Raw genomic sequence first — 12,795 nt, forward strand, 5'->3', positions numbered from 1 at the left:
ATACCCATCTCATTCTTTTTATAACGATCTATTATCTTCATTTTTTACTATCATAAACTGTAATTGTACTATCGCAACCAGTAAAATGCTGGCAGATGCAATAAATATACTGGTTAATCCAATATTAGATACCAACCATGCACTGAATGTAGCGCCCAAAGCAATAGCATAATTTAATATGGCAGAGTTAAACGCAGCCATTGTACTAGAGTATTGTTGTGTAATGAGAATGACCCATGTTTGTACAGTTGTAAATAAAATTGATGCTGAAACTCCCCAAAAAAATAGCAATAATGCAAAACTATAAAATGAAATTTGAGTAGCTAATATATATAAGCTTAACATTGTGATTGAAAATAGTACTAAAAATACACGTGTTAAATTTTTAATATGATGAGGCATAAAACGCATCGTGATCACATTACCTATTAACCCAGATAAACCATATATAATTAAAAGCAGTGTTAAATTTTGTTGTGAAAAGAATGCCAGTGATCTTATATAAGGTTCAATATATGTGTATGCACAAGATTGTGCAGTTGCAATCATTGCTGTAATACCAATGAGCAACCAGCTCCATTTTTTTCTAGAATGAGATAATGGTGTATTTGTTAGAGGTATTTGTGAATGATGATTTTTTGGTAGGCAAATGAAAATAAATATAAGGCATATAGCAATAAGTATGCTTATAAGTAAAAATGCAGTATCCCAGCGTGTTCTTTGACCAATATAATTTAGTGTAGGTATACCCATGACAGTTGCCAATGGAATACTACTAAAAACGATGGAAGATGTCATAGCACGATGCTTTTCATGTACTATTTTCATGGCAAAATCAGTCACTATCGCCCAAAATATGCCGTGGCTTATTGCACATAAAGATCGAAATAGAAAGAACATTTCAATATTTTGGGCGTAGATAGTGAGCGTATTGGATATAAATAAAAGTATATAAAATTAATTGTTTACGTTCTAAATGATTAAATATAAATGGCATAAGTAATCCACAAGTTGCTCCTGTAATTGCATATATGGATACAGCATTACCGACGGTTTTAGGTTCAACATGAAATTGTTGTGCAATATCTGTAAGTAAGCTAAATTATATTAAATGCACATAAGCTCAGTGTAAAAATAGACCATAAGTGTTTGGCGTGCATTTAATAAATTACCTCTAGTCGGTTTTAAGTATGGTAGTTATTCAAATAATTCTTAAATACGTATAATAATGTTCATTATTCTATAAAGTACTTTATAGTTCTGCTTATATTAAGCCTATTTTCTCTCGTTAATATTTTACCTAGTTTAGTATTAATGTGTACTTTGAATTGATGTTTAGTATCGTTATTTACACTTTTAAGAACGTCAAATTGAACAAGAGAGTAGGGGTTAGCCTACTCTATTATTTTTTTTATTTAATTCTAAGATTAAACATGGAGACAAGAATAATATACCTTTGTAGGCGCCAAATAGAGTTTTAAGAAAGACGAAGATCCACAAAGTAATTAAAATGTATGCAAAGCTATAGCCAATATAAATAAGTCCACTAAAATGGAGCTGTTTGCCAAGTTCTAAAATAGCTAAAGTATATACACCAAAGGGAAAAGTAAGCCCCCACCAGCCCAAATTAAATTTGAATTGATGACCTATCTGTTTGTAAATCGTGAATATAGCAATTGCCAACCACCAAAAACCAAATCCAATAAGTACGAGGCTCCCTAAAATACTGACAGCATAAATTGTATCTGACATGCTATTTAAGTGATTTAAAATAAAAACATGACTTGATTGCTTACCCAGTAATAATAAAGCCAATGCGCCTGTACCAATCGGGCCTAATGCTAAACAACTTGAAATAGCCATTTGCTGGTCTGGTAGTTTATGTAAAGCCATTCTTAAAAATAAAATAGTCAAAATAGAAAAAGCGGGTAGTATTGAAATACCCCATAATATATAGCTTATAATTAGTAGAGTTAATGCTGTTAGAGGGTCTTGAGTAAAACCAATTAAAATACCTCCTGAACTTGCACATACTTCTGCTGTAACAATTGGAAGTAACCAAATTGCAGTCATTCCATGAAGCTCGTGTTTTTGTTGAGTAAACATCATGGCGGGTACAAATATTGCTACAAATACAGCAATAACGGCATCTATATACCAAAGAGTATGTGCAAATACAATGACTTGATCGCCAAATAGTATAATCCCGTATTTTAAAGTACCGTTAATAATGGTTGCGAGCCCCATTGGAATGGCACCTAGAAAAAATAGCATACTTGAATGTTTTAAAATAAGTTTGGCTTCATGGTAGAAAAAAAACCATCTAAGCGTATAAAGCACTGAAAAAGTAACAAATAGGAGAATGTTAAAAAGCCACAATAAATAGCCGAGTACAAACATTTGCTGCTGAAATAGAGGTAACTCTGAAATAACAAGTGAAACGACACCTGTACCCATAGTTGCAGTGAACCAATTTGGGGTGAAATGTCGAACAAGATTAATTTTATGATCGAGCATGTAAAATGGTTTTTTCATTGGTACGTCACTTTTTAAGTAATGCTTATATTATAATTTGATTTTTATATTAGAAAAAGTGATAAGTTCTTATTTTAATCATCAGCAATACTTATATGATGCTTGGGCTATAAACATTATTTTACCTACTGATCTGACTCGATTGGTTTTCTTATCATTTTATCGTAAACATATAATTGATTTATTTTTATAGGGCTATAAGTGAAAATATGATGCAAAAAACGTCTAAAATCCAGCCTTAATGCGTATTTACTAAATTGGTCATCCGATTGTTAGTTAAGATAATATTGATATTTCTAGTCATATTGCTAAGAAAATCTCTTAGTACACTACAAAAAATCGTATTTTACTATAATGCGGCGGTATGAGAGTTTTGAGCTATTTTTTTAATTATGAGTAGATGAAAGAGATGGAATACAGCTAAATTTGATAAAAAAATAGTACAAAATAAGATAATGTTACATTAAAATTAATAATAGTACATATTGTTAACGAAAGACTTAAAAGAAACATTTAAAATTGTGTTAAATTTTATAAAATTTTTATAAAACAGTATCTTATATTTTTTATAAGCTAAAAGGAAAAGAGGTGTCAAATTCTTATTACTCTAATTTTAGTCTAAATTTAAGTTATAATTTACTCAGTGTGATGCTGTTTATTTTTGGTTTTTTAAGCTTCATGTTATTGTTAAAGGAACTTAGTATTTGATCATTAAATACTTATTTTCAATAACTTTATACTACCGTTATGCTATTGAAATGCTGTATAAATTAACATACAAGTAGCACGATATTTAATAGCACTAACTAGATTATAAACATCATCGGAGCGTGATTAAGTAATCCTAAGAAATTCATCGCTATTCAAGAATATTTTGATGAAGTGTTACTTGTAATAGTATTAATAAATTAATAACCTTTGGTGCAAGATGATGGATGTGAAGACAATCGTACGACAATTAGTCCCACTTTTGGGTGGCAAGGATAATATTCACTCAGCAATCCATTGTGCAACCCGACTAAGAGTCGTACTTGAAGATGATACTTTATTAGATTTAAATGCGATTGATGAAATTAAAGGGGTTAAAGCCAGTTTTCGTAAATCAGGGCAAGTACAAGTTGCTTTTAGTAGTAGTGTAATTAATGATGTGTATGATGAGTTTATTAACTACACACAAATTAATGAAGTATCGAATAAAGAGTCTGCCTCTAGAGAGTCTAAAAAAAATCTAGGCTATTTTAAACGTATAGCAAATACCCTCTCCAAAATTTTCATTCCACTTATTCCTGCAATTATCGCTTCAGGCCTACTCATGGGCCTATTAAGCTTAATTAAAAATTATGGTTGGTTGGATATACATCATCCTATTTATATTTTATTAGGGGTGTTTAGCTCGGCAGCATTTATTATTTTGCCTGTGCTGATTGGCTTTAATGCTGCAAAAGTTTTTGGAGGAAATCCATATATTGGTGCAACGCTAGGTGGGGTGTTGGTTCATCCGAGCTTAGCCAATATTTGGGGAGGGCTGGGACATTACCAGACTTTAGACTTATATGGTTTTCAAGTGGCCATGATTGGGTATCAAGGTACAGTATTCCCAATACTGTTAACCGTATGGTTTATGAGTTACCTTGAAAAGTTTTTAAAACGTCTTGTACCTGAAGCCGTTGAAGTTATTTTTGTACCCGTCATTACTTTAATTATATCTGGCTTTGTATCTATACTTTTGATTGGGCCAGCAGGGCGAATGCTAGGTGATGGCATTGCATTCTCACTTACAACCTTAATTGACCATACAGGTTGGTTTGCAGGGATGTTATTTGGTGGTTTGTACTCAGTGATTGCAATGACGGGTATTCAAAACAGTTTCCATGCGATAGAAGCTGGACTATTGAGTAACCCAAAAATTGGCGTGAACTATTTACTCCCAATTTGGTCAATGGCTAACGTTGCCCAAGGCGGTGCATGTTTAGCAGTATGGTTTAGAACTCGTAATGAAAAAGTACGCAAAATTGCGATTCCTGCAACCTTCTCAGCCATGATTGGTTCTGTTGAAGCAGCTGTTTTTGGTGTGAATTTACGTTACGTGAAACCATTTGTTGCAGGAATGCTCGGCGGAGCAGCCGGTGGTGCATGGGTTGTATTTAATAAGGTTTATGCCACAGGGGTTGGTTTGACAGGGTTACCTGGACTCGCAATTATTCAAGCATCATCTTTGATTAATCAAATTATTGGCCTCGCGATTTCTTTTGGAATTGCATTTTCTATTTCTTTAATATTTAAGTACGATAAAGAGAGTTAATGATGAAAGAAATACAACTTCTTAAACAAACACTGCATGCAGTGATGAATAACTATTCAACAGATTCAAATGATAGATATCGCCCAACATGGCATTTATCTCCTGTTGCAGGTTTACTGAATGATCCAAATGGATTTATTCAATTTAATGGTCAGTATCATTTATTTTACCAGTGGAATCCATTGGCTTGTGACCATAGCAATAAGTTTTGGGGACATTGGAGCTCAAGTGACTTAGTTCATTGGAAGCATGAACCCGTTGCATTACTACCTACTGAAAATTTTGATATAGATGGTTGTTTTTCTGGATCTGCAGTCAATGATGATGGTCAACTAGTACTCATCTATACCGGCAACGTGATGCTTGGTGAGACTGAAGCAGACAGAACAGCTTGGCAGTGTATTGCACGCCAAGGTGAGGATGGTGAGTTTAAAAAGCAAGCTGTGATTGGTCAGTTGGAAGGCTATACTGGGCATATTCGTGACCCTAAAGTATGGAAAGAAAATGGCCTATGGTATATGGTTCTTGCAGCACAAGACTTAAAGCTTCAAGGTAAAGTATTGCTATTAGAATCTCCAGACCTTGAAAACTGGACTTTAAAGGGTGAAATTGCTGGTAGTGATTTTAAAAAAACAGGCCCATTTGGTTACATGTGGGAATGTCCTGACTTATTTAGATTAGATGGTCATGACGTATTAATTAGTTGCCCTCAAGGTGTGGCACCAGAAGAAAGACGTTATCTAAGTATGTACCAATGTGGATACTTATTGGGGCAGTTGGATTACAGTACTGCTGATTATCCACACAGTGCTTTTTTAGAGCTAGATCATGGGCATGAGTTTTATGCACCACAAACGACATTAGCAGAAGATGGAAGAAGATTGCTTGTTGGATGGATGGGCGTTCCAGATCAAGATGAATTTTCACAACCGACTTTAGAGTTTGGTTGGATTCATATGATGAGCTGTCCACGTGAGCTCCGCATAAAAGATGGTCTACTGTATCAACTGCCTGTAAAAGAGTTGCAATCACTGCGACGTGAGCACCAACATGTTACAGGTACAGCAGATACACTACCAACTTTCAAAGCATCAAGCGCAGAACTGATAATATCGAACACAGGTAGTTTTGAAATAAACATTTCAAACACGCTGTGGCTGATTTGTGATTCAACGGGAATTACATTGACGCGTAAATCACTGAGCAGTGACGTGAATGAGGTGCGTTATTGGGATCAAACGGTTAATAAATTGCAAATACTACTTGATCGTTCAAGTGTTGAAATATTTGTAAATGATGGTTTAGGTACTTTGACATCTCGCTACTTCTCACAAGATGAAGAACCAGTATTGAAATTTAGTGGTAGTGCAGCATTAGATGTTGATTATTGGACGCTTGAAGCAGCGCCTTTAGTATGAGTCACTAAGTGATTTATATTTGATTTAGCTGTTGCAATAAAGCCGAGTATTTACTCGGCTTTATTTTATTTTGGCTTAGTACACATCTCTACGATATCGGTCATGCTCTCTGAGTTCATCAAGCATTTTTTCGCCTAAAATATTTTTGAGTGCTTGGTCTACACCTGTTGCCATACCTTGTACACTACCACATACATAAATGACTGCACCACGTTCAATCCATGCTTTCACATCATCAGCCATGTGTAAAAGTTGATCTTGTACATATTTACATGCATCTTGATCTCGTGAAAATACTAAATCTAGGCGAGATAGTAGACCTGAGTCTTGCCAATGCTCGAGCTGTTGTTGGTAGAAATGGTCTTTAGAACGCTGACGTTCGCCCCAAATTAACCAATTTTCCGTATAGTTTAATCGTTGGCGCTGTTGCAATAGGCTCATAAGCCCTGCAATACCTGTTCCATTTCCGATCAGTAGAATAGGGCGGTTATCATCAATTAAATGAAATGCTTCATTGGTACGTATACGTAGTTCAATCTGTTCATTGAGTTGGGTATGTTGACATAACCAACCTGAACCTAAGCCGTATTCACCATGCTGATCTTGAGCAAGTCTGACAACCAGTTGGAGTTGCTGTTGCTCTGGAATACTGGCAATAGAGTATTCTCTTGATGGTAAATGCTTAAGTGTATGAAGCATGCTCTCGAAATCAGTCGCCTCAATTGTTGTATGCGTAAGGTCTTTATTCTTTAAAACTGCGACCTGAGCTGTATTTAATGTAGTCAGGCTGTGTTGTTGTATGAACTGTGCAATACGATGCTCGCTATTCATGGGTTGAATCACAGCAATATCACCTGCTTTCCATGTAATATCAGCTTGTGTAGTCAGTTCAATATGGTAAGCAGGTTGACCAAGGCTATCTGCATTAAGAAGTTTTCTTTGCTGTAGTGTCCACGTATCAAATGTTTTTTTCGCAACATCAATATCTTTTAATTCCAGCTGAGTGACGTTTACTAATTGCTGATTCCATTTCTGTATATCTTCAACGTGGCCGTCATCAACTTCAATGGTTGAAAATAGGCAAGTTGCACCGGTATTGTTGAGCCAATTATCGACTTGGTGACCGAAGCTACAATAGGTTTCAAAGTATTCTTTTGAACCCAAAGCCAATACAGCATATTTTACATGTGATAAGTCGAGCGTTTGACTCATGATTTTTTTACTAAATGAGATGGCAAGGTCAGGTGCATCACCTGTGCCATAGGTACTCACAACCCATAAAATTTGTGTATGATTTTTTAGATCATCGAGTGTGATGTGTTGAATAGATTTAATATGTGCTGTCTGTTTTGCTTCTTGCAAACTTGATGCTGTACGCCAAGCCAATTGTTCAGACATGCCTGTTTGTGATGCATATACGATAAGCCATGTTGGGGCGCTATTGTCTGCAACTACGGGTGCAATTTGCGTCTTGGCCAGTTTGGTTAACTTTTTTTGTTTTCTACGTTTGAGGTATAACATAATACCTGTAACAAAAAATAATGGCATAGCCAAGGATGCAAGCATCGCTACAAACTGCCAAATAGGGCCAAAGAAACTACCTCTATGTACAGGCAGCATGCTAGACATAATTTTATCGTTTAACTTTTTGTCACTATAGAGCTTTAAGTTATCTATACTTTGTGTTGTATAGTTATAACTTGCACTATTGCGCGCTCTTTCGTGTTGTATATCAGCATCAACAAAGCTGAGGTCTATTTTTCCATTCGTCGCTTGAGGTATATTGAGTGTGATGCTTGAGTAACCATTTTTATATTGTTGATTAAAGCCTTGCCATGTTTGAGATAATGCAGACTCGATTTGTGCTGTTGAAATACTGGTTTTGTTTGGACCTTTATCAAAACCATTTCCTTGCATACCCTCAGGTTTTCCACCATTTTGAGGACGATCTTGGCCCTGTATACCTTCAGGTTTTTCGCTATTTTGGGGGCGACCTTGAGCTTGCATGCCATCAGGCTTTCCAGTATTTTGAGGACGACCTTGTCCTTGCATGCCTTCTGGTTTTTGCCCGGCTTCTGGTGCTTGCATTTGCTGTGGTTTTTCTACACCAAGGACTTTAAACATTCCATCACGCCACCAGTCATACGACCAGTATAGACCAGTGACTGCAAAGAGTAGATAGAACACAACCACCCAAGTACCAATAACAGCATGTAAATCCCAAATGAAGTTTCTGCCTTTCAATTTAGGTTTAATGGCGAGCCACTGTTTAATGGAGTGTTTTTTAGGCCATCTTAAATATAAACCACTGAGTACAAAGTAAATTAACATCAGCGCACATGCACCTGTAATTTGTTTACCTACAGGGCCAAATGTTAAATTTCTATGTAGTTGTTGTATAAATTGCAAAAGCTCTCTGCCTTTAATTTCAGGCAAAGTTGTCGCATCATATGGGTTGACCATGAGGTTGAAACCACGACGCTCGCCTTCTTTTTTAATATTCACTATTGAAGATGCATCTGCCTCATTTACAATAGTAATGCTATTGATTTGAAGTTTGGCATCTTTTTCAATCAGTTTTTGATATAACTCACTTGGTGTTAGTTTCGATTGTTGCGCAGGTATTTGTACAGTGTAGCTGTCTTCATTGATCCATTTTAAAATTTGTTGATCATAAGAGTAAATGGCACCTGTAACGCCCATTAACGATAAAATAAGTCCTGCTGTAATTCCGAGAAACCAGTGGATTTGAAATAGGGTCTTTTTAAGCATGGGAATAGAACTAACAAGTGACCAAAAAAGTTAGGATAATTATAGCTAATAATTGTTTTTAAATGCTATTGTTTTACAGATAATATTTATTATCATTTGGATTTAGTGGAACCCCTATATATCAGGGGTTCACTCAACGCTTTAGATTTTTTTTGCGTCACCAACAGATTGTTTTAAATGTTTGCGAATGGTTGAGAATGGAAAATTTTTGCTGTCCATACGTTTTGGTAAAATGTAGGCACCTTGTTGTCCTTTGACTTTAAAACTAAGCAATAAAAATTCAGCAGTATCATACCACTCATAAATATCTTTCCATGCAATAGAAGCAACACCTTCTTGTACACCCATTTTTTGACGCATGACAATACCTGTGGGTTGTACGCCTAAACGGATACCTTGAATTTTTTCTGCAGGAGTTTCGTTCATTTTACGTTTAACATACCACTCTAGAGCAAATTTGCGAATGAGTACGTAAATGGCAACACAGGCAATCGCAACCCAACAAAATATTGTTGAATAGTTTTTAATGAAAACAATTCCTAAAATGGCTAAAAGTACGACTGCACCCATAATTGCCCATGCTTTGGTGCCAATTTTATTGGTACTGCGCCAAATCGTGAGCTGTGCCTGACGTTGTTCTGCTTCAGATACTTCATAGCTTACAGGCTGTAAGGTATATGCATATACGTTTTTCGTGTTCATAGTTAAATAGTTATAAAGAGTTAATCTGTAAAAAGTGTATCATTAAACGATGTTGTGGTGAGTATATTACAGCAATTTATTGGCGTTTAGACTGGAGCAAAATGATTGCTTTCATCTTGTTCATAGCTCAAGTTTTGTTTTAAGCTCCGAAGCTGATCTAAAATGCCAAACATCAAAGACAGTTGCTGTAAGATAATAATGGTTAAATCATCTTCTGTAGTTTGTTTCACTAAGCGGTCACGAATGTTTTGTAGCATATTATTGGCATTTAAGTCTGGGAATTCATCACGTATTAATGCACCTTGTATGTCATCAAGTGATTGATTTAATATTTTTAATATATCTGTGTCTGTAATTTGAGCACGGTGTGCGCCAAGTGCTGCAATATAACTTAAGAAAGTATGGTTCAAACACAATAAATCAAATGCCAGTTCTTTTTTTTGCGGGTCATAATCAGGTTCTGTGGCCAGTGTAGAAATAACAGATGCAAGCTCGGCATCACTATTATGTGCTGCGCGGCGAATGACTCTATAATCTAAGTTGTCATTTTTACCATGATGATATTGTTCAATAATTTCTGCTAAGTATTGGCATTGTGTATTAAAGGCCTTTTGAATATTGGTGCCAAGAGATCGAAACTTCCAGTCTGGAAAAATAAAAGAAACCCCAAGCCATGCAAAGAAACAGCCAATAAGTGTATCGAGTATTCGTGGCCAAGCCGCTTCATAGCCTAAACCACCATCGAGGTTGAAATTGATGAGGGCTAAAATGGTCACAAATGCAGTAGCTTGTGCATATTGTTGACTGCGTAGTTCAAAAAATAAAATACCGCTAATGACCAAAATAAGTAGTTGGCCTTCAGTACTTGGTACAAAGTACAAAATGGCTGACCCAACGATAACACCAAAAATAGTGCCAATAATGCGTAGCCTAAGCCGTCTTTTTGTCGCATTAAAGTTAGGCTGACTCACAAAGAGTGCTGTGAGTAGTACCCAAAAGCCGTAATGAATATTGGTGATCTGAATAAATAGATAAGAACAAAAAAGGACTAAAGATACTCGTATAGCATGGCGAAATAATACAGACTCTGGCGTGAAATTTTGTTTCACTCTAGAAACGATATCTGCCCAACCTTTTAAATCATCATCTTTTAACAGGCCTTCTTTATGCATTTCTTGTGTAGTTATGGCTTGTTCTGTTTCTAAGTTATACAGTTGGCTATCAATAGATTTTAAGTTTTTATACAGTGACTTGAATGCATTAATCCAGATAGGGTCATTGGGGTAGTCCAAATGTAACCGGTTAAGTGACGTATATAAATTTTCAAAAATGACTTTAAAACGGCTGTCATGTTTATAGCGTGTATTTTTATGCAGATTTTGACTTAAATCACGGCAAGCATTGGCTTGTAAAGACAACAAGCGTTGGAAACGAAAGACAATATCGCTGTGTTTAAAATGTTCAGCCAACCGTTGGTAATCAATATGGGCGGAGTCAGCACGTTCATGAATATCTTGTGCTACAAAGTAATACTGTAAGCTACGTCTGGTACTTTTACGTCCACGGTCGCCTTTTAAACGGGTGAGTAAAGCCACTTTCATTTCATTAAATAGTTTAATGAGTGTGCCATTTTCTTTAGAGAGCGTAATCCAACTTTGTTTATAGCTCTGGGTCGTCATGTCTACATCAAATAAATTGGCCTTTGCAGATAAAAAATGACCTAATGCGGTATAGCATTTGGCCAAAGTGTCTTGTACAGGGCGAATGGGAAATAACAAATAGACAATCGTTGAAATCAGGCCATACCACGCAGCCCCTGTAACCAATAAAAGAGGTTGTATGTACCATGAGTCGAATAGATGTACTCCTAACATACTGTACACAGATACGACCAAACAGCCATAGGAAATTGTGGCATACCTACGGCCTAATGAGCCAAGTAAAATCCAAGCAATACAGGCAAATAGTAAACTAATGGCAAAAACGACAGGATAGGGGAAAAGCAGTTGTATTGCACTGGCTGCGACAAAAAATCCGAGATAAGTATATAGCTGATTCATTAGCCGTACTGTAAAGCGATCATCAATGTCGCTTAAACCCGCGGCAACAACCCCTAGAGTCAGTGGAATGGTTGCCAATTGAAAGTTTAGAAAATATGGAATAAACGCCGTACCTAAAAAAGCAATCGCCATTCGAAAATTATAAATTAATGACGAATTGTAAGTGATTTGATGAATACGGCGAAATCCAAAGTTCAATGCATTATTCCTATGCTTTAACGAAAATATGAAAGTGTGTTTTTTCGAGTTTAATCTAAAAATTGGCTAAATGTTACGATACTTTCACGAGGAGTTTGCAGTTGATTGACAACAGCATCAGGGTCTGCATAACCCAAAGCCATACCACAGACTAATGTTTCAGTCGTAGGTGCATTTAATTCTTGTAATACAATTTGATGAAAGTGATTCCATGCTGCTTGTGGGCAGGTGTCTAAGCCACGTGCTTTACTGGCTAACATAACGTTTTGCATCATCATGGCAATATCCATTTTTGCACCGATACCCATCACTCGATCTACAGTAAAAAATAAGCCAACAGGTGCATCGAAAAACTTAAAATTTCGGAGTTGCTGTGCAGCCATTTTTTCTTTTTCACCACGTTGAATATTGAGTACGCCATACAATGCCCAACCATTTTGTCTGCGACGGTCTATATATGGGGAAACCCACTGTTCTGGGTAGTATTTAAAACTTTCTTGGTACTGTGATGCATCAATTTTACCGTTATTGATGTCAAGTTGAGCTTGGCAAACACGCTCTACAATCCGCTCACGTGATTTTCCTGAGACGATATAGACTTTCCACGGCTGTGTATTTGTACCAGACGGTGCACGACATGCCACCTGTAAAATATCTTCAATCACTGAGCGAGAAACTTCCCGATCTTTTAAAAATGCACGAACGGAATATCTTGAGTTGATGGTTTGATCAACCGCTTTGGTTAACATATTAGTGTTGATATGGTCGGGTAGGGTCGTCATATATCACTCATTGTGGTCAGTCAAGA

General features: G+C 36.2%; 8 protein-coding genes. 2 read left to right on the forward strand and 6 right to left on the reverse strand.

Translation table 11 applies throughout. The annotated features are described in order from the left end of the window. Window positions 1-18: 18 nt before the first annotated feature. Together BLS38_RS06135 and BLS38_RS06140 are read right to left on the reverse strand one after the other, a co-directional pair. Window positions 19-951 (reverse strand): MFS transporter, encoded by a 933-nt coding sequence (locus BLS38_RS06135; protein ID WP_092747735.1) that lies wholly within the window; start codon window positions 949-951, stop codon window positions 19-21. A gap of 438 nt (window positions 952-1,389) precedes the next feature. Beyond that, entirely contained in the window at window positions 1,390-2,535 is a 1,146-nt protein-coding gene (locus BLS38_RS06140; protein ID WP_092747737.1) for a TDT family transporter, read from the reverse strand. Between the two features lie 928 nt (window positions 2,536-3,463). On the opposite strand from BLS38_RS06140, the gene BLS38_RS06145 reads away from it, so the two are divergent. Continuing rightward, a complete protein-coding gene (locus BLS38_RS06145; RefSeq protein ID WP_244518205.1) occupies window positions 3,464-4,837 on the forward strand; it encodes a PTS transporter subunit EIIC in 1,374 nt (457 codons plus the stop codon). Next, a complete protein-coding gene (locus tag BLS38_RS06150) occupies window positions 4,837-6,255 on the forward strand; it encodes a glycoside hydrolase family 32 protein (protein WP_213030503.1) in 1,419 nt (472 codons plus the stop codon). The genes BLS38_RS06145 and BLS38_RS06150 overlap by 1 nt, the downstream gene beginning before the upstream one ends. A gap of 75 nt (window positions 6,256-6,330) precedes the next feature. Here BLS38_RS06150 and BLS38_RS06155 read toward each other — a convergent pair whose 3' ends face one another. From BLS38_RS06155 to BLS38_RS06170, 4 genes are all read right to left on the reverse strand, one after another. After that, entirely contained in the window at window positions 6,331-9,027 is a 2,697-nt protein-coding gene (locus BLS38_RS06155; RefSeq protein WP_092747741.1) for a PepSY domain-containing protein, read from the reverse strand. Window positions 9,028-9,168: 141 nt separating this feature from the next. Further along, on the reverse strand, window positions 9,169-9,729 hold the full coding sequence (locus BLS38_RS06160) for a YcxB family protein (protein WP_092747743.1): 561 nt from the start codon (window positions 9,727-9,729) through the stop codon (window positions 9,169-9,171). A gap of 86 nt (window positions 9,730-9,815) precedes the next feature. Continuing rightward, on the reverse strand, window positions 9,816-11,987 hold the full coding sequence (gene yccS / locus BLS38_RS06165; RefSeq protein ID WP_092747745.1) for a YccS family putative transporter: 2,172 nt from the start codon (window positions 11,985-11,987) through the stop codon (window positions 9,816-9,818). Between the two features lie 50 nt (window positions 11,988-12,037). Continuing rightward, entirely contained in the window at window positions 12,038-12,736 is a 699-nt protein-coding gene (locus BLS38_RS06170; protein WP_425283471.1) for a nitroreductase, read from the reverse strand. Window positions 12,737-12,795: the final 59 nt, after the last annotated feature.

This window comes from Acinetobacter boissieri (assembly GCF_900096955.1).
In the GTDB taxonomy this organism is placed as follows: domain Bacteria; phylum Pseudomonadota; class Gammaproteobacteria; order Pseudomonadales; family Moraxellaceae; genus Acinetobacter; species Acinetobacter boissieri.